Below are 21568 nucleotides of genomic sequence, written 5' to 3' on the forward strand. Positions count from 1 at the left end.
CGAATCCCGAAAAGGGCAAGCCGCCTGCCACGTTCGGCTGGTAATTTTGTTGCAAAGCTGCTAGAAGAGGCCGCGACGGGCGCGATGATCTACGTCATCCGCTTGACGTGTAGACCTATCCCTCCCCCCGATGCAGCAGCGACGAGTCCTTCGTCGAGGCGTCGCGTGGAGGCCTGATCCGGAAAGGCCCCAAATGGCTGCCAAGGCACTGTCCTTCGATGTCGGTGATTTCGTCGTTTATCCCAAGCACGGGGTCGGCCGTGTGATCGAGCTCCAGCGCTCGGAAATCGCCGGCATGACACTGGAACTCTACGTCCTCCGGTTCGAGAAGGAGCGCATGACGCTCCGCGTGCCGACCAACAAGGCCGAAAGCGTCGGCATGCGCAAGCTGTCGTCCGACAAGACGATGCGCGAGGCGATGGACACGCTCAAGGGCAAGCCCAAGGTCAAGCGCACCATGTGGTCGCGCCGTGCGCAGGAATATGAAGCGAAGATCAACTCGGGCGACCTCGTGTCGATCGCCGAAGTGGTCCGCGACCTGTTCCGCGCCGACGACCAGCCCGAGCAGAGCTATTCCGAGCGCCAGATCTTCGAAGGCGCGACCAGCCGCCTCGCTCGCGAACTGGCGGCGATGGAAGAACTCGACGAGCCCAAGGCGCAGGAGAAGATCCTCGACATCCTCCGCGCGGCCGCGGCGATCTATAACAAGGACAAGGTGCCGGCGTAACCGCCGGGCGCTTTGCCGAGACGAAAGGGCGGTCCCACGGGGCCGCCCTTTTTCGTTTTGCACCGAACTCAACGATCCTCCCCCGCCAGGGGGAGTTGGCACCGAAGGTGACGGAGGGGGAGGGCACGGAACCTACGTAGCCCTTGCCGCCCCCTCCGTCTGGCAAGCGCCAGCCACCTCCCCCTGGCGGGGGAGGATCGAAAGGTGGCACTCTCCACGACCATCCCCGTCCTTCGCGGGGCTGGTGCAAGTACCTCAAGTATATCCTGCGTTAAGTTTGGCTGATTCCGCTAATCTGAACGTAAGCTTGCCATCGATCAAGAAAGCGACCGGCACGATCGTTACACGCAAAATTCAGTCGCAGACTCCATCGTCGGACAAGTCTCGCCCTACCGGCTGAACGTCTCGCCGGACGGAGCGACCGTCTCGCCGGATATCGATTGTCATTGCCTCGACTCTCCGCTGACTGACGCCATCCATGTTTGGAAAGGTTAAGTCTATGCGTACGAATCTCCCGAAATACCCGACGGTCGCCCTGATCCTCATCGCCGGGGTCGGCCTGAGCGGTTGCGCGACGAAGGGCTTCGTCCGCGATCAGATCGCCGTGGTCAACACGCGGATCGACGGCATGGACGGCCGCCTGCGGACCGTCGAAGGCACCTCCGGCCAGGCACTCGCCCAGGCACAGGCCGCCGCCGGCCAGTCGCAGCAGAACGGCCAGCGTATCGACCAGCTCAACGGCCGCGTCGATGGCCTCGACCAGCAGATGCAGATGCAGGCCCAGCAGCGCCAGCGCAAGCCGCGCGGCTAAGCCATCTTCGCTAATGTCAGCATCGACGGACAGCCTCGCCGGACGATATCCGGGGGGCTGTTTCGCCGTGCGTGCCACATGGGCATGGGCTTAGGACTCGTGCTTGCGTTCGTCGCACCGCAGGCCGCGTCGGCCGGCGAGACGAGGAGTGGGGCGGCAAGCAAGGCCGCCGTCGCCACCAAGTCGCGCAAGGCCAAGGTTCCGAAGCGGTCCCGCACCAAGGCCGCCAAGGCGGTCGAGACGGCCCCGCTGCTCCTTCCGGCGCAATCGGAGCCGGCGAGTCGCGTGATCGCCTGGATCGCGGCCGAGCACGACAATGCCGGGCTGCCCTATGTCGTCATCGACAAGCAGGCGGCATCGTTGCTGTTGTTCAGCGCGACGGGCGAGTTTCTCGGTCAGGCGCCCGTTCTGCTCGGCGTCGGCGTGGGGGATGATTCCTCGCCGGGCGTCGGTGCGAAGGACCTTGCCGATATCGGTCCGGCCGAGCGGACCACGCCGGCGGGGCGGTTCGTCTCGAAGTTCGGCCGCGCCTTCGGTCACCAGCGCGTGATCTGGGTCGATTATGCCAATTCGGTCGCGATCCACGCGGTGATCACCACGCACAAGAGCGAGCACCGGGTCGACAGGCTGTTGTCGCCAACGCCGGACGACAACCGCATCAGCTTCGGCTGCATCAACGTCGGCACCAAATTCTACACCCGGACGCTTACGCCACAGTTCCAGAAGAAGGGCGGCATCGTCTATATCCTGCCCGACACCAAATCGCTCGACGACGTGTTCCCACGCGTGCGCCTGTTGCCGTATGTCAGCGCCGCAGTCGGCAGCTAGGGCGCTGTCCGGCGCAGAGGAAACGTCATGATTTTACTGATGCTTGCCGGAGCCGCCGCGGCTGCCGGATCCGCTGATCGCCCCGCTGATCGAACACGCGATCGAGCGGTCGTGGTGAGTTCGCTAACGACCCAGCAGCTGCTCGAATATTGCCGGGGCAAGGACAGCGATCCGACCGCCAATTTCTGCACCGGCTACATCCTCGGCGAATTCGACGCGCTGTCCTTGGCGGGCGACATCTGCCCGTTCCCGGCCCGCGCCTCGAACATCGAGGTCGCAGCGGCGGTGCGGAAGTATCTCCGCGCACGGGCCAAGAAGACCGGCACCGGCGCGCCCTCCTTCGTCGTCCGCGACGCCCTTCGCGACGCCTATCCCTGCAAGAGGCGCTGATATTTGTAATCCTCCCCCGCCAGGGGGAGGTGGCTGGCCCTTGCCAGACGGAGGGGGAGGCAAGCGAAATCCCTGTTCCGTGTCCTCCCCCTCCGTCACCTTCGGCGACACCTCCCCCTTGCGGGGGAGGATTCCACGGGCCACACATCCGCCGCCCCCGTAATTTCGCTTTGCAGCGCTTTCGATCAGGTGTATTGCTCAAACAATACACAGGAGGATGCGATGAACTTTCTTGCGCTCGGGCTGATCATACCTCTCGCCGCCTGCTCGTTCAGCTGGAACGACGACAAGGAGGGATCCGGGGTCGCCGCGGCGGGGTCGGGCACGACCCGCACCTTCCAGGTCACCGATTTCGACCAGATCGACCTGCGCGGGTCGGACGATGTCGACGTCCGCGTCGGCACCGGCTTCTCGGTCCGCGCCGAGGGGCCGAGCGAGCAGCTCGACCGGCTCCGGATCGAGCGCGACGGCGACACGCTCGACATCGGTCGCAAGAACGGCACGGGCTTCGGCTGGAGTAAGGGGGCGAACGTCAAGGTGTACGTCACGCTGCCGCGGCTGACCGAGGCGAACGTCTCGGGCTCCGGCAACATGGCGGTGGACCGGGTCGACGGCAGCGCGTTCGAAGGCGGGATCGCAGGGTCGGGCAACCTGACGATCGCCGCGGTGCAGGTGGAATCGGCGAAATTCTCGATCGCGGGCTCCGGTACCGCACGCGCCAGCGGGTCCGCACGCGATCTGAGCGTCGAGATCGCCGGCTCGGGCAATGTCGAGGCGTCGAAGCTCCAGGCGAAGTCCGCGAAGGTCGAGATCGCTGGTTCTGGCAGCGTCCGCGCGGTCGTCGACGGCCCGGCCAAGGTCGATATGATGGGCTCGGGCGACGTCGATCTCGGGCCGCGTTCGCGCTGCACGGTTTCCAAGATGGGCTCCGGGAGCGTCCGCTGCGGAAGCTGACTTGCGCGGGACGGCTTGCGAAGATCGGCGGGAGCGGCGACGGTCGCGGGCATGAGATACCTGCTCGCGCCACTGCTGCTCCTGTCCTCGCCGGCGTTCGCGCAAGGATCCGCCCAAGAATCCGGGTCCAGCCGGACGGTCTCGGTCGGCAGTTTCGACCGGGTCCGCGTCGAGGGGCCGTTCGAGGTGCGCGTCGCGATCGGCTCGCCGCGCGCGACAATCACCGGCGATTCCCGCATGACCGAAACCGTGGCGGTTCGCGTCGACGGGACGACGCTGTCGGTCCGCAAGGGCACCGGCGGCTGGGGCGAACAGCCGCGCACCAGAGGCTTGGGGCCGCTCGTGATCACGCTGTCGACGCCCGGACTGACCTCGGCCAGCGTCGCAGCCGGCGGGCGGCTGACGATCGCCAGGATGCGCGGGATGCGGGTCGACGTCACGGTCAGCGGTAACGGCAGCCTGTCGGTCGCGGCGGCCGACACCGACCAGTTGAACGCGACGCTGATCGGTACCGGCCAGATGACCCTCGCCGGCCGCGCGGCGCGCGCCCGGCTGGTGACGAGCGGGCCGGGCGCGATGGACGCGTCGGGGCTGGTGGTCGACGACCTGACCGTGCATCTGGATGGCGTCGGCGAGGTGAAGGCGGCGGCGCGGTACACGGCGCAGGTGACGAACAGCGGGCTGGGGACGGTGACGGTCGCGGGCAATGCCAAGTGCCGGGTCGATGCGACGGCTGGTGGACCGGTGGTGTGTGGCGTGGCGAGGGCCGCAGGGTCGGCAGGATCCGCTCCCTGAGGGAAACAGGGGCGAGGTTGCCAACCTATTCTCGCCCGCTTTTACAGATCGGCTTCTGCGTGGCAGACCCAACCCGTATGTATCCGCATTCCCCTCAAATCCGTCACCCCAGCTAAAGCTGGGGTATCCCGCGGGGCAGGTGACGCCTGCCACACGGTGATATCCCAGCTTTAGCTGGGATGACGGAATTTGGGTGAATGCCGGGACCGCCTTTCCCGAAACCATCTAAGGGTCGGCATGACGGCTAAACGGCAGGTCATCGGCGCGAAAAGTAACCCGCCCCCTCAGATCAGCGCCAGTTCCGCCAGCTTCGTCATCAACGCCGGCGGCATGACATCCAGCCCGGTCGCGTCACCGCCCAGATCGAGCGGCGCATCAGCCCCCTCCAGATACCGCCACCCCTGGTGCGCGCGCTTGGGGCGGGCCTGGACCAGCACCAGCGTCGGATCGATGTGGATCGCGACGCGGCCGCCTTCCGCTTCGCCGAAGCCGAGGATCGGCGAGCGCGCGATCAGCTGGTGCTTCAGGATCCAGAACATCGAACCCCCCTCACCAACGGGCCCTGCCACCTCCTCGTGCCGTTTCGGCAGATAGCGCGTGGTCAGGAACACCGGCCCCTCCTGGCCGCGCAGGCGGAGCCGCTCGGCGAGGTGGTCGACGCTGTCCGCGCCGAACGCGACTTTGGTGAGGTGGAGCGGCATGGCGTTGGAAATGGGTCTTAAACTGCCCCGATCAACCGTGCAGACCCCATAATGACGCCAGCCCGAGGAACGAGAAGAACCCCATCGTATCGGTCATCGTCGTCACGAACACCGCCGACGACACCGCCGGATCGATCCGGAACTTGTCGAGCGTCACCGGCACCAGCACGCCGCTGAGCCCCGCGACGAGGTTGTTGGTCAGCATCGCCGCCGCGATCACGATCGACAAATTCTGGTTGTGGAAGATCACATACGTGCCGAAGCCGATCAGCGTCCCCAGCATCACGCCATTGGCGGCGGCGATCCTGAACTCGCGCCCGATCATGCGCGCGGTATTCGAGCTCGTCAGCTGGTTGGTCGCGAGCGCACGCACCACCACCGCCAGCGTCTGCGTGCCGGCATTGCCGCCCATCCCCGAGACGATCGGCATCAGCACCGCTAGCAGCGCAAAGCTCGCGATCGTTCCCTGGAACAGCCCGACGACGGACGACGCGACCATCGCGGTGCCGAGATTGACCACCAGCCACGTGAACCGCGTCCGCACCGTCAGCCGGATCGGCTCGTTGATGTCGCCATCGCCTGCACCGGCCAGCCGCAGCGAATCCTCGCCCGCCTCTTCGGAGATGATGTGGACGATGTCGTCGACCGTGATCATGCCGACCAGCCGGCCGCCGTGATCGACGACCGCGGCGGAGATCAGCGCGTATTTCTGGAAGCGCAGCGCGACTTCCTCCTGATCCATGTCGACCGGGATCAGAGTCTGCTCGCGCTTCATCACGTCGGCGATCGCGATCCCGCGCGGGGTACGCAGCATCCACGACAATTGGCACGTGCCGATCGGCTTGTGCGCGGGATCGACGACGAAGATTTCCCAGAAATCGGTCGTCAGTTCCTCATGCCCGCGCAGGTAATCGATCGCGTCGCCGACCGTCCAATGCTCGGGGACAGCGATCAGCTCGCGCTGCATCAGGCGGCCGGCGGATTCCTCGGCGTAGCTCAGCGCCTCCTCGATCGCGGCGCGATCGTCGGGATCGAGCGCGCGCAGAACCGCGCGCTGCTCGTCCTCGTCCATGTCCTCGATGATCGCGACCGCATCGTCGGTATCGAGTTCGGACGCGAGATCGGCGACCTGGTGCGGCTCGAGCGCATCGATCAGATCCTCGCGGACGTAATCGTTCATCTCGGCGAACACGTCGCCGCCGAGCAGGTCGGTGACCGCGCGTGCCAGCGCGGCGCGATCCTCCTGCGGGGTCAGCTCGAACAGATCGGCGATGTCGGCCGGATGCAGCGGCTCGACCAGCGCGCGCGCCGCTTCGTCATTGCCCTCCTCGACCGCATCGAGCACGGCCCGCACGAATTCGGGCCGCAAATGGTCGTCGCGGTCGAGCTGGGTCTCGGGCTGGGTTTCGGTTTCGACCTCGGGAAGCTCGAGTTCGCTCATGGCAGCCTCCCTTAAAAAGTGCGCGTTTGGGCCCTAACCCGGCCGGCGTGCATTTGCCAGTCGGAGTGCGGCTCCCTATCTGCGCCCCATCAATTCAGGAGAAGTTACAATGGCCGACACCCCCGAAACGCTGACGCTGACCCTCGAAGGCGGCGATGTCACGATCAAGCTGCGGCCGGATCTGGCCCCCAAGCACGTCGAGCGGATCGTCGAACTGGCCAATGACGGCTTCTACGACGGCGTCGTGTTTCACCGCGTGATCCCGGGCTTCATGGCGCAGGGCGGCGATCCGACCGGAACCGGCACCTCGGGTTCGGACAAGCCCAACCTCAAGGCGGAATTCTCGGCCGAGCCGCATGTTCGCGGCGTCTGCTCGATGGCGCGTACTAACCAGCCCGACACGGCGAACTCGCAGTTCTTCATCGTGTTCGACGACGCGCGCTTCCTCGACAAGCAGTACACCGTCTGGGGCGAAGTCACGAACGGCATGGACCTGGTCGACGCGCTGCCGAAGGGCGAGCCGCCGCGTAATCCGGGCAAGATCATCAAGGCACGCGCTGCCTGAAGGCTGTCTCCGGCGTAGCGAAGCTACGCCGGAGACAGCTGAAGCCGGCCGGCGGTGCAACGCTCCGTCCGACGGCGCGGCTTAGCCGCGACGCGCCTCGGGTTAGAAGCGTGTCGCGGCAGGCCACTAATGCTTCTAACTCCGACTCTGACCTCAACCCCACACGCCACCCGTCGTCCCAGCGAAAGCTGGGATTTCCCGGTTCGAGCCTCGCCGCTTCCCAACTGGGATATCCCAGCGTTCGCTGGGGTGACGGACAGGGGGCAGGGGGGCAGCTGCGAAGCAGGGGACAGAGGAGAAGCAGGGGACAGCAGCGAACAAGCACGCGCTGCGTAAGCATAATTCCCCTCCCGCTTGCGCGAGGGGCTAGGGGAGGGCGCGACGTACGTACCGGTGTCCGGTGTGTGAGGCACGCCCTCCCCCGACCCCTCCCGCAATCGGGAGGGGAGTAGCGGTCAGACTTCCGCTAACGTCCGGATCAGCCAGTCGTGGAACAGCTTCACCGGCTTGGCCTGCAACGCCCGCGGGCGGCAGACGAACCAGTAGCTGTACGGGCTCTCGACCTCGATATCGAACAGCCGCACCAGGCGCGGATCGTTCGCGTCCGCAAAATGGCTTGCGTGCATGAACGCAACGCCCAGCCCCTGCGCGGCCGCCTCCAGCATCAGTGCACCCGAATCGAAATGGTCGATCGCCAGCGGCTCGATATCGTCGAGCCCCGCCGCGGTCCGCCACGCCGAAAACGTATCGATCATGTCGCGGTGGACAAGCGCGGTCAGCGTTGTCAGCTGTTCGGGTCGCGTGATCGGGTCCGGCCGCTCCAGCAGGCTGCGCGCACCGATCACGTACACCGAATTGCGGTCGAGCCGCCGCGCGTAGAAGGCCGGATCGATCTCGCGCGACAGGGCGATCACCGCATCCAGCCCATCGCCGAGCCGCGACACCAGATGCGCGGCGGTATCGATGTCGAGATGCAGTTCGGGATGCGTCGTGCGCAACTCGCCGAGCCGCGGAAACAGCTTCTGCGACGCGTATAGCGGCAGGATGCCGAGACGCAGCCGCAGCACCTCGGTCGTGCTGGTCAGCGACTCGACCGCGTCGGACAGCGAGTCGAGCACCGGCGCGATCTGTGCGAGCAACCGCTCGCCATCCGCATTCAGCACCATCGCCTGGTGCCTGCGCGCGAACAATGGCTTGGCGATGAAGCGCTCCAGACTCTGCACGCGCCGGCTGAGCGCAGGCGCCGACAGCGCCAGATCCTCGGCCGCGGCCTTGATCGACCCCAGCCGCGCGACCTGCACGAACGCCTCGATAGCCCCCAGTGGCGGCAGCCTGCGCATGATTCCTCTTTCGACTCGACGCGTGTGACAAAGACCGCAGGACGCATTCAGCCATACGATTGCAGTTAGCGCAATCGTAGCTGATCCCTTCGCACTTGCAACATGAACCGTCTCGCCGCAAAAAGACCTCGCCTTTCAGGCATCCTCTCCTAAAAACTTTCATGGGCTGGCCTTCATTGGCCGGCCCTTTTTTTGAGCGTTTTCCATCCGGGAAGGCGATTTCAAGGCCTCGAACCATCGGAACCGGCGCCCTATGTCAGGCGCTACGAGTTCGAATGGAGTCGACATGCCCGACAGCGAAATCCCAACGCGGAAAATCCAGGTCGCCAATGCGCGTCCCGAGGATAGTGGCCGCGGCCTCGCGCATCTGCCGCGCGCATTGATGGCGACGCTCGGGATCGGCGAAGGCGACGTGATCGAAATCCTGGGCAAGCAGAACACGCCCGCGCGCGCCGTCGGGCCGTATCCCGAGGACGAGGGTCTCGACATCCTCCGCATCGACGGGCTCCAGCGTGCGAACGCCGGCGTAGGCTCGGGCGATTTCGTTGAGGTGCGGAAAGCCGAATCGAAGCCTGCGACGCGCGTCGTCTTTGCCCCCGCGCAGCAGAACCTCCGCCTCCAGGGCTCGACCAACGCACTCAAGCGCACCTTCCTCGGTCGGCCGATCTGCCAAGGTGACATCGTCGCGACCGCAGGGCACCAGCGCGTCGGCAACATGCCGCCCAACGTCCAGCAGTTCATGAACGCGCCGGCATACGCGCTCCAGGAGATCCGCCTCGCGGTGATCGCCGCCAGCCCCAAGGGCGTGGTGCATATCGACGAGAACACCGAGATCGAACTGCGCTCCGAATACGAGGAGCCGCAGGCCGCGCGTCGTGCCGACGTCACCTATGACGACATCGGCGGCATGGCGCAGACGATCGACCAGTTGCGCGAGATGGTCGAACTGCCGCTCCGTTACCCCGAGCTGTTTCAGAGGCTCGGCGTCGATCCACCCAAGGGCGTGTTGCTGCATGGCCCTCCCGGCACCGGCAAGACCCGCCTCGCGCGCGCCGTCGCCAACGAATCCGACGCGCAGTTCTTCCTGATCAACGGCCCCGAGATCATGGGCTCGGCGTACGGCGAGTCCGAGTCGCGCCTCCGCGAGGTCTTCGAGGAAGCGGCTAAGGTAGCGCCTTCGATCGTGTTCATCGACGAGATCGATTCGATCGCGCCGAAGCGTGGCCAGGTGTCTGGCGAGGCGGAAAAGCGTCTCGTCGCGCAGTTGCTGACGTTGATGGACGGTCTCGAGTCGCGCGCGAACCTCGTCGTGATCGCCGCCACCAACCGTCCAGAGGCGATCGACGAAGCGCTGCGTCGTCCGGGTCGGTTCGACCGTGAGATCGTCGTCGGCGTGCCCGACGAGCGCGGCCGTCGCGAGATCCTCGGCATCCACGCACGCGGCATGCCGCTCGGCGACCGTGTGGACCTCGATGAACTGGCGCGGACCACCTATGGCTTCGTCGGTGCCGACCTCGCCGCGCTCGCTCGCGAGGCGGCGATCGAGGCGGTCCGCCGGATCATGCCGAAGCTCAATCTCGAGGAGCGGACGATCCCGCCCGAAGTGCTCGACGAATTGTCGGTCACGCGCGAGGATTTCCTCGGGGCGCTCAAACGCGTCCAGCCATCGGCGATGCGCGAAGTCATGGTGCAGGCGCCGACCGTGCGCTGGGCAGACGTGGGCGGCCTCGACGATGCGCAGATGCGGCTCAAGGAGGGCGTCGAGCTTCCGCTGAAGAATCCCGACGCGTTCCGCCGGCTCGGCATCCGCCCGGCCAAGGGCTTCCTGCTCTACGGTCCGCCCGGCACCGGGAAGACGCTGCTGGCAAAGGCGGTCGCGCGCGAGGCGGAGGCGAACTTCATCGCCACCAAATCGTCCGATCTGCTGAGCAAATGGTATGGCGAGAGCGAACAGCAGATCGCCCGTCTGTTCCAGCGCGCACGGCAGGTTGCGCCCTGCGTGATCTTCATCGACGAACTCGACTCGCTGGTGCCTGCGCGTGGCTCGGGTGCCGGCGAGCCGCAGGTCACCGAGCGCGTCGTCAACACGATCCTCGCCGAGATGGATGGGCTGGAAGAGTTGCAATCGGTCGTCGTGATCGGCGCGACCAACCGGCCGAACCTGATCGACCCGGCGTTGCTGCGGCCGGGCCGGTTCGATGAACTCGTCTATGTCGGCGTTCCGGACAAGGCAGGCCGCCGCCGCATCCTCGGCATCCAGACGCAGAAGATGCCGCTGGCGTCGGACGTCGATCTCGATCGGCTCGCGGATCGTACGGATCGTTTCTCCGGTGCGGATCTGGAGGACGTTGTCCGCCGCGCGGGCCTGGTGGCGTTGCGTCGCTCGATCGACTCGGCCGACGTGACGATGGCCGACTTCGAAGGTGCGCTGAAGGAGTCCCGCGCCAGCGTGACGCCGGAGACCGAACGCGAATACGAACAGATGGCCGCCCGCCTGAAGCAGGACGCCACGGCGATCCAGCCGATCGGTTTCGCCTTTCCCGCTAAGAGTGCGGAATGACTAGCGCCCCCCTCCCGGCGGAGGGGGGCTACCCCATCGGCGATACGGGTCTGCGGCGCTATACGTTGACATTACGTCATGCCGCACCGATGTAACTTTCATGTACGCTCCTGCGATACATAAGCGTTTCCGCGACCATTCCGGGCAACTCGCCGCACGTGGTTAGCCCGAGCTCGCGGCTATAGGCCGTTCGAGTTCGGGCTTTATTCGATCTGACCTTTGGGACGTGCTCTGCACGCCCATGATCTCGAGTAAAACGGAAACCACATCATGTCAGACTCCGCCTCGAAATCCGGCGATCATCCGTCGGTGCGCCAGGACATAGACGATCACGCTCCTTCGCCTCAGCCCTTTTTGCGGATGCGGCCAAGGCATTTCTTTTCCAACAAGTTCGACATGGATATCGTCGAAGACTATTCGGAATCGGATGCGAACGAGCATTCCGTGCAGCGGCCGAAATGGCTGAGCCGACTTATCCAGATGAATTTGTTGTTGATGATTCTGCTGATCGGCGTGCCGGTGCTTTTGTACTGCATCATGGTTTCCGCAAAATAGCGGACGGTTGCGAGCCGGCAGACCAAAGCACAAGCATCGCCTGACCGAGTGGAGGGCCGCACGCGCAACGATGACGTGTGCGGCCAGAAATGCATTTCGGGCCGATCCGTTCTAACTGTCCCTGGCATCCTTCAGCGACACCCAGGCATAGGCGATCATCACGACGCATGCCGCGCCCGCGACGAGGTACGGCAGCGAGTGTTGCGCCTCGTACAGCCCGACGCCGATCGATGGGCCCAGCACGAAGCTTGCGCCGTTTATGGACGTCACCTTGCCCGCGACCGAGCCTTGCGCGTTGGCGCCGACCGCGAGCGACGAGCCTGCGGTGAAGCCCGGTCGCGTGAAACCGAAGCCCAGGCTGGCCAGCGCATAGGCGGTGGCGATCGTGTAGAGCGATGTCGCGATGCCGGTCAGTGCGGTGCCCGCCGCCGCCAGCACGAGCCCGGTCAGCACGAGCTGGCGCGGAGTCATGTTGAGACGCGGGATAATGCCCCATTGCGCGAGCAGCGCGGCGCCTGCGCCCATCATCAGGACGATGCCGGTCGGTTCCAGCGCCAGCGCAGGGGCGAGGTGGAGGCGGTCGATCACGAGGAAGCCGATCGCCTGCCCGGTCATCGCCTGCGCGTGACCCATCACCAGTCCGGCGATCATCCAGGCGCGGATGCGGGGGTCGGTGTAGCCGACATGCTCGACATGCGATCCGGTGGCGGCGGCGACCGAGGCGCCGGTCGGGGCGCCGCCGATCGAGGGATAGGCCGAACTCGCGCCGTGCGTCTCGTGCGGGGCGACGATCTTGTCGTCGGGCAGCATCCGTCGGACCGTGATCCACACCGCCACCCCGAACACCGCGAACAGGAACGCCGGGCCGGCCAGCCCGATCTCGACCCCGCCGATCGAGCCGAGGATCAGATACGGTGCGATCGCAGGCCCCAATATGGTGCCGAGCCCGAACGCCGAGGCGAGGAGGGTCAGCGCCTTGGTCCGTTCCTCACGCGTCGTCTCGCCCGCGACGAGCGCCTGTACCGCCGGCGGGGCAGCCGCACCGAACGTTCCGTAGATCAGTCGCCCGCCGATAAAGCAGAGGAATGCCGCGGTGCCGCCGATCCACGCGTTGATCCCGGCCATCAGGAACACGCCGCACAGCGCGAGCGACACGCTGAACCCGCCGACGCCCAGCAGGATCATCGCCCGCCTGCCGTGCTTGTCCGACCGATTCGCCCAGAACGGCGCGGCGATCACCCACAGCAGTGCCGACACCGAGAACGCCGCCGCCACCGCGCTGTCGGCGACCCCGAGCGAGCGACCTAGCGCGGGCAGTACCGATTGCAGCGCGGTGTTGCCCGCCGCGATCGTCAGCATCACGAGGAACATCAGCGCGAAGCGACGGTCGATCTTCGGGCCTTCGGTCGCTCCGCCGATCTTTCCGCCGATCATGGCCGCACCCAGGCATAGCCGCGCTCGACCCGCGCGACGGTCACCGAATAGCGATCATACCAGAGCGCCCGCCCGCGCTCGCGAATCGCGGCGTGCTCCGGGTGGTCGCGCCACGCGATCGCGGCGGCGTCGTCCGCCCAATAGCTGACGGTGATCCCCATGCCGTCCGCCTCGCGTGCGCTGTCGACCCCGCGATAGCCCGGCTGCGCGGTGGCGAGCGCATCCATCGCCGCCACAGCCTCCGCATAGCCGATCATGTCCGCGCCGTTACGAAACGACACGAAAATGGCCGCCACTTGTCCTGTTCGATCGTCGTGCATGGCCTGTGCTTAAGCGATGCCGCAGGCTTGGCAACGGCGTTGGCGCTCGGCGGAACCACTTGTCGCTGCACGACTTCCACTTCGGTTCGTCGCCGCATGCAACCCGCGGCCCTTGAAACGCGTTCGGAATTCGTGCGACGGGAGGGGCAAAGCTCCGCCACCGTGCGGGACCCCTGATCGTAAGGAACACGATGCCCAGTTCGACCACCGCCACCCGGCGTGCACGCAGTCGCCCCGCCGGCGTGCCGTCCCCGTGGCAGATGTTTTTTTCAGGCTTCCTGAAACATCCGGTCATGGTCGGATCGATCGTGCCGTCGTCGGACAAGCTGATTCGGAAAATGCTCGACCCGGTCGACTGGGCAAACTGCAAGCTGTTCGTCGAATACGGCCCGGGCGTCGGCACCTTCTGCCGCCCGATCCTCGACCGGATGGCACCCGACGCCAAGCTGGTGGTGATCGATACGAACCCCGAGTTCATCCAGTATCTGCGCCACACGATCACCGACCCGCGCTTTTTCGCGGTGCTGGGGTCGGCGGACGAGGTCGAGACGATCGTCGCCGATCACGGCTTCGAGAAGGCGGATTATGTGCTGTCCGGGCTGCCGTTTTCGACACTGCCCCCCGGTGTAGGCCCGGCGATCGCGACCGCGACGCACTCGGTTCTGCGCACCGGCGGCGCGTTCCTGGTCTATCAGTTCTCGCCCAAGGTGAAGGACTTCCTGACGCCGCACTTCGACTCGATCGACCACGACATGGAGTGGTGGAACGTGCCCCCGGCGCAGTTGTATTGGGCGTGGAAGGACTGACGCAGGCGCGGCAACGTCCGCGCCGTTGCGCGCAGTGCAGCGTCAGGCCCGGCCGGCGGGTCGGCTAAGCCGAACCCGTCCGACGGCAGCTTTGCCGTCGGCGCCGAGTGCGTCGCGAATGCACCCAGAATCCACTGCTCATCCCGACCCCGACACCTCACCCCCCAAGCTTCGTCACCCCAGCGAAAGCTGGGGTATCTCGGTTCGAGCCCATGCCCGCTTCAACGGGGATACCCCAGCTTTCGCTGGGGTGACGGGTTGTGGGCGGGCGTGACGATTGATCAGGCGGTCGGCGTTTGAGCAGGTCGATCAGGCGCGGCCTATTCGTCGATCCCGAAGTTCAGTCCACGCGACAAGCTCGGGTCCACCACCGCGACCACGAAATACGCACCGAGCTGCTTCAACCGCTGCACCCAGCCGGTGTTCGCCTGGTACAGCGCCTTGGTCACCTCGGTCGATTTCGCCACTTCGCCGTCGATATACCCCCGGACATGCGCGGCGAACGCCGCATCCTCGATCCGCAGCATCAACTCGAGGTTGATGAACAGGCTGCGCATGTCGAAATTCGCCGAGCCGACATGGACCGCGTCGTCGATCACATACAGCTTCGTGTGCAGCTTGGTCGGCTGGTATTCGAACACCCGCACGCCCTTCCGCAACAGCCCCGCATAGGTGAACCGCGCGGCGGCGATCGTCGCGTTGTTGTCCGATTTGCTGGCCGTGACGATCCGCACGTCCGCCTGCCGACGCCCGGCCTTGTCGAGCCGCCGCAGCAGCGCGGGGCTGGGCGTGAAATAGCCGGCAATGATGTCGATCCGTCGTCCGGCACGCATGTCGTCGCGTACCGCGCGCGCCCAGGGCGACAGCTTCCGCGTCGGTCCGCCGATCAGCCACCGTGTTGTGCCCTTGGTCTCGCTCCAGCGCGACAGCGCGGCATTCAGCCGGCGCAGCTTGCCCTTGGGCTCGTGGATCCAGTCCTTCAAGGCGTCGAAATACCCGGCCAGCCGGCCTGCCGCCGGCCCCTCGACCAGCAGACCGAGGTCGCGCCAGGCCTGTTCGGCGGCGGTGCCGAAATAATCGTCCTCGATGTTGAAGCCGCCGATGATAATCCGCGCTTCGTCGGCGAGCGCGAGCTTCTGGTGGTTGCGCAGCAAATAGCGGCGGCCGAACCGTGCAGAGAACCGGCAGACGGAGATGCCGACGGTTTCCAGCGGTTCGAAAAACGCGTCGGGGGCATCGTCGCTGCCGAAGCCGTCGACGATCAGCGCGACGTCGACCCCGCGCTTGGCGGCGGCGATGAGCGCGGCGTTGACGCGCTTGCCCGACTCGTCGTCGGCGTAGATGTAATAGAGTATGCGCAGGGTGCGCTCGGCGCCGTCGATCAGCGCGAGCACCGCGTCGAGGCGGCGCGGGCCGGTATCGAGCAGCGTCATCTGGTTGCCGTCGACGGCGAATGTCGGCTGTTCGGTGGGATCGTCCATGGCGTGCGTGATGGACATGGGGGGCTCGAGTGGCAACCCAGGGACGCTGATCCGCGCAATTCTTGACTTTGCGGGCTACCCCCCCTAGGCGACGCATTCTCATTCTATCGTTGTTACGAAGGAAGCCGCATGGCGCGCGTTACCGTCGAGGATTGTGTCGACAAGATCCCCAACCGGTTCGACCTGGTGTTGTTCGCGGCCCAGCGTGCGCGCCAGATCTCGGGCGGCGCCGAACTGACGCTCGACCGCGACCGCGACAAGAACCCGGTCGTCGCGCTGCGCGAGATCGCCGACGAGAACGTCAAGCCAGCGCATCTCAAGGAACAGGTCATCCAGGGCTTGCAGAAGGTTCGCGTCGACGACGACGACGAGGTCGACGCCGTTGGCAGCCTGGCAGCTTCGGCCGAAGCGTTGCGTCTTACCGCTGCTGCGCCGCCGCGGAACCAGAATCTTGGGGCGGATTACGAAGGGTAAGGCAGTGGATTAGCACTCGCTAATCCACGTCTTGGCCGCACCCTCGGCCGGCGGGCATCGCCCGACCGACGACGCGGCTTTGCCGTGGCGCGCGAAACAGAGAGAGCCCGTGGACCCAAGTCCGCGGGCTTTTTCTATACCCTCTCCCTGAAGGGGAGAGGGAAGGGGCCCGCGGCGCTTGCCGTGGGAAGGATGAGGGCACGCGTGGGATGGTCTGGTCCGTTCGTCATTCCCGGAGAGGCGGGAACCCATATTGGCTAGGCTCTCGTAGGATCGTAGACGCCTGAGCATATGGATCCCCGCCTGCGCGAGGATGACGATGACGCGAGTTACGAGCCAAGTTTCAGACGGGCTAACTGCCCACCCCATTGTTCTCCCGCGAAGGCGGGAGCCCAGTCTGGATCCCCGCCTTCGCGGGGAAACAAGCTTATTCGTAATCTGCTGCTGCGCCTCGGACTACCCTAAGGCAGGGCGCCACGGCGAAGCCGTGTCGTCAGTCGTTGCTGCGCAACGCTGGCCGGCGTCGGTCCGCGACGCGGATTAGCCACGCTAATCCGCTGACCGACCCTTAAACCCCTGTGCCACCACGAACCACTCGACCGACCCCTTGCGGCTCGCCGGTGGCTTGGCATGCTTCACCGTCTTGAAGTTCCGCTTCATCTCCGCGACCAGCTCGGAATCCGCACCGCCCGCGAACACCTTCGACACGAAGGTCCCACCCGGCTCCAGCACCTCGCATGCAAAATGCAGCGCGGTTTCGACCAGCGCCATCGTCCGCAAGGCATCGGTCTGCGGATGCCCGACGGTGTTCGCCGCCATGTCCGACAGCACCAGATCCGGTGCGCCGCCCAGCGCCTCGATCAGCTTGCCAGGGGCTGCGTCGTCGAGGAAATCCATTTCGAAGATCGTCACGCCTTCGATCGGATCGACCGGGAGCAGGTCGATGCCCACGACCGTCGCCTTGGGGATCCGCCGTCGGATCACCTGCGCCCAGCCGCCCGGCGCGAGACCGAGATCGACCACGCGCTTCGATCCCCGGATCAGCTCGAACCGCTCGTCCAGCTCGATCAGCTTGTACGCCGCGCGACTGCGATAGCCGTCGGCCTTGGCACGCTTCACATACGGATCGTTCAGCTGCCGCTCTAGCCAGCGCGTCGACTGCGCGGTCCGCTTGCGCGCGGTGAGCACGCGGACATGCCCGCCGGAGCCGCCGCGGCTCATGCCGTCGCTCCCGTGGCTTTGCCGGGCTTGGGCGAGCCCATCAAGCCGCGCAGTATGCCTTCGCGAATACCGCGGTCGGCGATGCCGAGCCGTTCGGCGGGCCACAAATCCATGATCGTCTCCAAAATCGCACAGCCCGCGACCACCAGGTCGGCGCGCTCGTTGCCGATGCACGGCAGCTTGGCGCGCTCCGTGATCGACATATGGGAAAGGTCGGCGCTGATCCGCCGCATCGCCGACGCGGGTACGATCAGCCCGTCGACCACCGACCGGTCGTAATGGCTCAGCCCGAGATGCACGCTGCCGAGCGTCGTCACCGTGCCGCTGGTGCCAAGCAACCGCGGCCGCTCGATATGCCGCGGCAGGCGGCTCGCAAACCCAGCGAAACTGTCCGCCACGACCTGCCGCATCTTCGCATACGCGGCACGGCGACCGTCTTCGCCCTCGCCACCGCCGGCATGCTCGGTCAGCGACACCACGCCCCACGGCGCCGAATGCCAGTCGAGCACGGTCGGAACAGGCGTCGAGGTATCGATCAGCACCAGCTCGGTCGATCCGCCGCCGATATCGAATACGAGCGCGGGATCCTCCCCCGGCTCGATCAGCGCATGGCAGCCGAGCACCGCCAACCGCGCCTCTTCCTCGGCAGAAATGATGTCGAGGTGGATCCCCGTCTCGGCCAATGCGCGCGCGATGAAGTCCGGCCCGTTCGACGCCTGCCGACACGCCTCCGTCGCGACCGATCGCGCCAGCGTGACGTTACGCCGCTGCAACTTGTCCGAACACACGCGTAGAGCGGCGATCGTCCGCTCGATCGCCGCGTCGCTCAGCTTGCCGGTCGACGCCAGGCCCTCGCCCAGCCGCACGATTCGCGAGAACGCGTCGATCACCGCGAACCCGCCAGCCTGGGGCCGCGCGATCAGCAATCTGCAATTGTTGGTGCCAAGATCGAGCGCGGCAAACGCCTGCGCATCGGCCCACCGCCCACGAGAGGGCCGGGTCATCGCCGGACGGGCAGGACCACCCTGCCGGAACGGCATTCGGGCGGAAACATCCCCCATCGCCGTAAAACTCGCTATCTATGTCTGCCGCCGCGGGAAAATACCCGCCCGGTGCTTGATCACGAATGTAGCGCGGCGGCGCGATTACGCAAGCGACGTGGCACATCGGCAACATCTTGGCGTTGACAGCGCCAAACCGCCCGCCTAGATCGCGCCCTCGCTGATGCCCCGTCGTCTAATGGTAAGACTGCGGTTTCTGATACCGCCTATTGAGGTTCGAATCCTCACGGGGCATCCAGCGCTCCCTAAATTTTCTGCAGAAATTGCAGCATCCTGGTCAGGGCGTCGTCGGTTAAGCCGAGGGAGCGTTCGGATAGCGTTGCGGTCTGTGGCCAGCAGGTAATCAGCCCGCGATGCTCGAGCGTGAGCAGCCAACGTCGGACCGCGACTTCGGATAGCCCGGTAGTCGCCCGTACCGTGTCGATCGTCAGCGGCTTGCCTTCTTCATAGGCGATGAACAAGCCGAGCAATATGTCCCAGGCCGGATCGTGGAACAGCGCACGCACTGGTGCGAAGGCGGCGGATCGCGCCTGTTGCTGATGCATCAGGGCGCGGGCACGGTCGAGTTCGGTCGGCGTGGACGGATCGACACCAGGCATGGTGCTTGCGGCACGGGTGGAGGTACCGGACGGTATGGGCGCCGGCGCGCCTTCTGTGGGTACGGGATCAGGTGATGGGTGCTGCGCTGGGTAACGCAGCCGAAGGGGGTCGCTCATCGGCGTCGCTCCATGTCTTGTAATCAGTATCGGTGAATGTTGCCGGGACTCGTGGCGGGCTCAGCGCGGCGATTTCGCGACACTCGACACGCTTGGCGACCAGTCCGGGTCGCAACCCTGTGACGACCGCCGTCGTCGATGGCGTTCGGTGCCGACAATCAACACGGCGAGCATCGGATAGGCGATCTTGCTGATCGCCGCCGCGTACATCCACGGTACCAGTGTCGGATCATACGCCCTCACGCCGTGCACCGCGATTGCGAGGAGATGCAGCGCGCTGATCCAGATCGGCCAGAACCGGTTCGCGAACATCGCGACGGCGATCAACCCACCCAGCAGGACGACATCGACCGACAGCAGCGCGCCGTCGACCGAGCGGAACGCCGGCCGGACCGAAAATGCCACCATGCTTGAGACGATCGCCGCGAGCAGGAATGCCGCAGCGACGATCCTTTCCGGCAACCCGCCATGACGAAACGCGAACCAGCATGTCGCCAGCGCAACGGCATAATAGACCAGAATGTGGATCATCGCGCCCGATCCGCCCGGTCTTCAGGCTGCCGCGGCAACGATCGAGAGATGATTGTCTTCCGCGCCGGCGAAGAAGGCCTGATCGGGTTTGGGCAGACCATCGCCGAAACCGACGAATTTGCCGATCCTTTCGGCACCGCGATGGGCGGCGATCACGTGGCCTTGTGCCTGGGCGATCGCGGCCATTGTGGCACCGAGTTCGTGGACGACGGGTTGCGCGATCCGAGGGGTTACGCCGGCGCTGCCGCCGAACGTCGTCGTTGCGACCGCGAGGTGCGAGCAGATCGCAAAGGCTTCGGCCAATTGGGCTTCGAGCCTATTCAGCAGGACGCCGATGTCCTTGCCGGTCCGCGTGAGCTGTGGGTCCATGCGATTCTCCGCCTAATGCGGCCTTCCCGATCGGTTAACCTGACAAGCGCCCCAGCCGTTCGATCAACTCGGCGAGCACCGTAAGACCGCTTGCAAGCATGCCGAAGCCGATTGCGAGGATCACTGCGATAGCCGGTATCCAAAGCAGCCTCGCTACGACGGGAAGGTCGTTGCTGCGCTGCCCTGCACGACGGATCGGAAGTAGTCTCGAAAAAGTCGCCGGCCTGATTGTGCCGGCATCGCAAGATACCTCCGGGTCGATCACCGGCTGTTCGAGTTCTGTCACGGGAGAGGCCGGCGCGGACACCCATGAAGATTGCCCCCCGGAATATCCGGGGTCGCCGATCGGCCGGTCATCGATGCATTCGTGCTTCGCGAACATGCGCGCGGCGTCGCCGCGGTCGACGGCGCCCAGAATACGAACCGCTTCGGCAATATACCCGTCGACGGTGCCCGGCGCGATACCGAGATCGGCGGCGATCTGCTTGGTCTTGCGGAGTGCTGCGACACCGCGGAGCACATCGCGGTGGCGATTGGATAGCCGGGCGATACGGGGTTCGGTCATCTCATCCCCTTTCGCCGGGTAGGTTCCACGGTAGATCGAGCATTTTCCTAAGGGGCTGACGGCCGTGGAAGCAACTGGCTGTTGGCTCACCCCCCCCCTATGACGGCACGCCAAGCCGGTACGCGCGCTGAAGCTCGGCTCGTCGTATTTGGATCAGTCTCTGCCCGGTTTACACATTTTTTCGTCATTCGTGCGTTAGGACGGGGGTGCCGGCTCGCCATCAACCTTTGGCTCGTCACCAAGGCGAGTCGGCACACTGCCCTGTCGTACGGAGGGATTAAGACGCCTCCGCGATCAGCTTGGCCGCGGCGGGCGTGTTCCATTCATAGCCGCCGGTCATCCGCCAGACTTCCTTGCCCGCCGAATCGTAGAGGATCGTGGTGGGCAGGTTCGCCTGATAGGCGAGGCTGAGGCCGAGCTTCGGATCTAGATACGGCTGCAGCGTCGTGAACTTCTTCTCGGCGAAGAACGGCGTCACTTTTTCCGCGCCCTGCATGTCCTGGCTGACCGCGATCACCTGGACCTTGCCGGCCAGCGACTTGGCCGCGGCGTCGAGCGTCGGCATCTCCGCCACGCACGGCGCGCACCAAGTGGCCCACAGGTTGAGCAGCAACGGCTTGCCCTTGAACGAGGCGAGCGTGACCGGCTTGCCGGCGGGGGCGGTGAAGGCGACCGCCGGGCCGGTCTCGCCCTTGTGGCTGCGGTCGAGCTTTTCGGTGCTGGCGGCGGGGCCGGTCGCTTCGTCGGGCGCGGGGCCGGGCGCGACCTCGTCGGCGGACGCCGTGTTCGCCGCGACGACGTTTGCTTGCTCCGGCGCGGGCGATTTCCTATCGCAGCCGGCGACCAGCAGGCCCGTCCCGGCAAGACAGGCGATCGGCAGCGAATTGAACACAGGACGCGAGAACATGGACGGTTCCAATTCG

At 65.7% G+C, this 21568-nt stretch carries 24 protein-coding genes and 1 tRNA gene; 12 read left to right on the forward strand and 13 right to left on the reverse strand.

All coding sequences use genetic code 11. From position 1 onward, the window contains the following. Positions 1-193 precede the first annotated feature (193 nt). The 6 genes from U1737_RS12545 to U1737_RS12570 all read left to right on the forward strand — a co-directional run bounded on the left by U1737_RS12545 (position 194) and on the right by U1737_RS12570 (position 4505). Positions 194-727 carry a CarD family transcriptional regulator gene (locus U1737_RS12545; protein WP_056053923.1) on the forward strand — a complete coding sequence of 178 codons (534 nt, stop codon included), beginning with the start codon at positions 194-196 and terminating at the stop codon, positions 725-727. Between the two features lie 499 nt (positions 728-1226). Continuing rightward, a complete protein-coding gene (locus U1737_RS12550) occupies positions 1227-1538 on the forward strand; it encodes a hypothetical protein (protein WP_128454792.1) in 312 nt (103 codons plus the stop codon). 84 nt (positions 1539-1622) lie between these two features. After that, the gene (locus U1737_RS12555) at positions 1623-2366 is read left to right on the forward strand and encodes a hypothetical protein (protein ID WP_248523789.1); all 744 of its coding nucleotides are present in this window, start codon (positions 1623-1625) and stop codon (positions 2364-2366) included. A 27-nt stretch (positions 2367-2393) separates the two neighbouring features. Then, a complete protein-coding gene (locus tag U1737_RS12560) occupies positions 2394-2756 on the forward strand; it encodes a Rap1a/Tai family immunity protein (protein WP_332797001.1) in 363 nt (120 codons plus the stop codon). A gap of 222 nt (positions 2757-2978) precedes the next feature. Continuing rightward, complete coding sequence (locus U1737_RS12565) at positions 2979-3710, forward strand: head GIN domain-containing protein (RefSeq protein WP_332797002.1); 732 nt, start codon at positions 2979-2981, stop codon at positions 3708-3710. A 51-nt stretch (positions 3711-3761) separates the two neighbouring features. Further along, on the forward strand, positions 3762-4505 hold the full coding sequence (locus U1737_RS12570) for a GIN domain-containing protein (RefSeq protein ID WP_332797003.1): 744 nt from the start codon (positions 3762-3764) through the stop codon (positions 4503-4505). A 284-nt stretch (positions 4506-4789) separates the two neighbouring features. On the opposite strand, the gene U1737_RS12575 is transcribed toward U1737_RS12570, so the two are convergent. After that, entirely contained in the window at positions 4790-5206 is a 417-nt protein-coding gene (locus U1737_RS12575) for a DUF1489 family protein (protein WP_248523796.1), read from the reverse strand. A 31-nt stretch (positions 5207-5237) separates the two neighbouring features. Further along, a complete protein-coding gene (mgtE, locus tag U1737_RS12580) occupies positions 5238-6647 on the reverse strand; it encodes a magnesium transporter (RefSeq protein WP_248523798.1) in 1410 nt (469 codons plus the stop codon). Positions 6648-6756: 109 nt separating this feature from the next. On the opposite strand from mgtE, the gene U1737_RS12585 reads away from it, so the two are divergent. Beyond that, positions 6757-7212 (forward strand): peptidylprolyl isomerase, encoded by a 456-nt coding sequence (locus U1737_RS12585; protein WP_248523800.1) that lies wholly within the window; start codon positions 6757-6759, stop codon positions 7210-7212. 455 nt (positions 7213-7667) lie between these two features. Here the strand turns inward: U1737_RS12585 and U1737_RS12590 are convergent, their stop codons facing one another. Next, positions 7668-8552 (reverse strand): LysR substrate-binding domain-containing protein, encoded by an 885-nt coding sequence (locus tag U1737_RS12590; protein ID WP_248523802.1) that lies wholly within the window; start codon positions 8550-8552, stop codon positions 7668-7670. A 286-nt stretch (positions 8553-8838) separates the two neighbouring features. On the opposite strand from U1737_RS12590, the gene U1737_RS12595 reads away from it, so the two are divergent. Both U1737_RS12595 and U1737_RS12600 read left to right on the forward strand, forming a co-directional pair. Then, a complete protein-coding gene (locus U1737_RS12595; protein WP_248523804.1) occupies positions 8839-11112 on the forward strand; it encodes a CDC48 family AAA ATPase in 2274 nt (757 codons plus the stop codon). A 270-nt stretch (positions 11113-11382) separates the two neighbouring features. After that, on the forward strand, positions 11383-11667 hold the full coding sequence (locus tag U1737_RS12600; protein WP_248523806.1) for a hypothetical protein: 285 nt from the start codon (positions 11383-11385) through the stop codon (positions 11665-11667). Between the two features lie 111 nt (positions 11668-11778). On the opposite strand, the gene U1737_RS12605 is transcribed toward U1737_RS12600, so the two are convergent. Both U1737_RS12605 and U1737_RS12610 read right to left on the reverse strand, forming a co-directional pair. Next, the gene (locus U1737_RS12605) at positions 11779-13101 is read right to left on the reverse strand and encodes an MFS transporter (protein ID WP_332797004.1); all 1323 of its coding nucleotides are present in this window, start codon (positions 13099-13101) and stop codon (positions 11779-11781) included. Further along, complete coding sequence (locus U1737_RS12610) at positions 13098-13421, reverse strand: antibiotic biosynthesis monooxygenase (RefSeq protein ID WP_332797005.1); 324 nt, start codon at positions 13419-13421, stop codon at positions 13098-13100. Before U1737_RS12610 ends, U1737_RS12605 begins: the two co-directional genes overlap by 4 nt. Positions 13422-13612: 191 nt before the next feature. Between U1737_RS12610 and U1737_RS12615 the strand changes: the two genes are divergently transcribed. Next, entirely contained in the window at positions 13613-14227 is a 615-nt protein-coding gene (locus tag U1737_RS12615; protein ID WP_248523810.1) for a class I SAM-dependent methyltransferase, read from the forward strand. 320 nt (positions 14228-14547) lie between these two features. Here the strand turns inward: U1737_RS12615 and U1737_RS12620 are convergent, their stop codons facing one another. Continuing rightward, the gene (locus U1737_RS12620; RefSeq protein ID WP_332797098.1) at positions 14548-15708 is read right to left on the reverse strand and encodes a phospholipase D-like domain-containing protein; all 1161 of its coding nucleotides are present in this window, start codon (positions 15706-15708) and stop codon (positions 14548-14550) included. Positions 15709-15837: 129 nt separating this feature from the next. On the opposite strand from U1737_RS12620, the gene rpoZ reads away from it, so the two are divergent. Next, a complete protein-coding gene (rpoZ, locus tag U1737_RS12625) occupies positions 15838-16182 on the forward strand; it encodes a DNA-directed RNA polymerase subunit omega (RefSeq protein ID WP_055882033.1) in 345 nt (114 codons plus the stop codon). Between the two features lie 549 nt (positions 16183-16731). On the opposite strand, the gene U1737_RS12630 is transcribed toward rpoZ, so the two are convergent. Further along, positions 16732-17403 carry an RlmE family RNA methyltransferase gene (locus U1737_RS12630; protein ID WP_056487962.1) on the reverse strand — a complete coding sequence of 224 codons (672 nt, stop codon included), beginning with the start codon at positions 17401-17403 and terminating at the stop codon, positions 16732-16734. Beyond that, the gene (locus U1737_RS12635; protein ID WP_432715088.1) at positions 17400-18443 is read right to left on the reverse strand and encodes a Ppx/GppA phosphatase family protein; all 1044 of its coding nucleotides are present in this window, start codon (positions 18441-18443) and stop codon (positions 17400-17402) included. The genes U1737_RS12630 and U1737_RS12635 overlap by 4 nt, the downstream gene beginning before the upstream one ends. 185 nt (positions 18444-18628) lie before the next feature. Here U1737_RS12635 and U1737_RS12640 point away from each other — a divergent pair. Then, positions 18629-18702, forward strand: a tRNA-Gln gene (locus U1737_RS12640). 7 nt (positions 18703-18709) lie between these two features. On the opposite strand, the gene U1737_RS12645 is transcribed toward U1737_RS12640, so the two are convergent. The 5 genes from U1737_RS12645 to U1737_RS12665 all read right to left on the reverse strand — a co-directional run bounded on the left by U1737_RS12645 (position 18710) and on the right by U1737_RS12665 (position 21552). After that, complete coding sequence (locus U1737_RS12645) at positions 18710-19180, reverse strand: hypothetical protein (protein ID WP_332797006.1); 471 nt, start codon at positions 19178-19180, stop codon at positions 18710-18712. A gap of 60 nt (positions 19181-19240) precedes the next feature. Then, entirely contained in the window at positions 19241-19711 is a 471-nt protein-coding gene (locus U1737_RS12650) for a hypothetical protein (protein WP_332797007.1), read from the reverse strand. Positions 19712-19732: 21 nt separating this feature from the next. Then, positions 19733-20080 carry a hypothetical protein gene (locus U1737_RS12655; RefSeq protein ID WP_332797008.1) on the reverse strand — a complete coding sequence of 116 codons (348 nt, stop codon included), beginning with the start codon at positions 20078-20080 and terminating at the stop codon, positions 19733-19735. 34 nt (positions 20081-20114) lie between these two features. Continuing rightward, entirely contained in the window at positions 20115-20735 is a 621-nt protein-coding gene (locus U1737_RS12660) for a helix-turn-helix domain-containing protein (protein ID WP_332797009.1), read from the reverse strand. Between the two features lie 187 nt (positions 20736-20922). Beyond that, positions 20923-21552 (reverse strand): TlpA family protein disulfide reductase, encoded by a 630-nt coding sequence (locus U1737_RS12665; RefSeq protein WP_332797010.1) that lies wholly within the window; start codon positions 21550-21552, stop codon positions 20923-20925. Positions 21553-21568: the final 16 nt, after the last annotated feature.

It is taken from the genome of Sphingomonas fucosidasi (genome assembly GCF_036663855.1).
Lineage (GTDB): Bacteria > Pseudomonadota > Alphaproteobacteria > Sphingomonadales > Sphingomonadaceae > Sphingomonas > Sphingomonas faeni_B.